Source organism: Salinisphaera sp. G21_0 (assembly GCF_017744115.1).
Classification (GTDB): Bacteria; Pseudomonadota; Gammaproteobacteria; order Pseudomonadales; family Endozoicomonadaceae; genus Endozoicomonas.
The window spans coordinates 1-691 of record NZ_JAGHQW010000222.1; the positions used below are offsets into that span (position 1 = coordinate 1).

Sequence of the window (691 nt, forward strand, 5' to 3'; positions counted from 1 at the left end):
CAGAACAGCAGTCTGCTTTTTATATTTTCATGAATTAATGAAATATAATTATGGATAGAAGTTCTGCTGGTATCAGTGGTCAATACGCAAGATCAGGTAATGATGACAACCAACCAAATGACCGTGCCGCTTCCAGGCGTGGGCGATATAGACAAGTCACAGTCAGACAGTGGGATAATAGTCGACGCACAACTCCGGGGCATAATAAATTTTACCATTCTTCTGCCGCAGGCCCTTCTCAATATCTACTGCGCCGTTCAGTAAACCATGCTCAAAATTTTCATGCTCTCACCAAACAGGAAATAATGGCTGGTCTGGTGAGTAAATCGGACCATTTCGGTCATCGCTATGATGGGAGAGATCACGGCCTATATGCCAGTTCAATTAAAAAATACACGTCAGCGTCTAAAAGACCGTTAAATCGAGCGGAACAAAGCCAGCTCATGCGTTTGCTGCAAAATTTCACAGCAACGCGGAGCTGGAATTGGCGAAGCCTGACGACAACACTGCACTCATTTACTTCAGCGGGTGTTTTTACCCCTCATAAACCCATGGATGAGCGTGTTCAGCTCACTCAAGCTGCCTTATTATCGACGCTACTGGATGCAATAATATTCAAGTGCAACCAAAAACCTGAAGCCAGGAATATTGGTGCTCAGGAAATCGCTAACCTGCTGTGGGCCATGGCGAA

Annotated in this window: 1 protein-coding gene; it reads left to right on the forward strand. The window is 45.2% G+C overall.

Annotated elements, in window-relative coordinates; genetic code table 11:
• Positions 1–50: 50 nt before the first annotated feature.
• Positions 51–691: hypothetical protein (locus J7439_RS25755; RefSeq protein ID WP_209204912.1), on the forward strand; the 641-nt coding region annotated here is incomplete at its 3' end.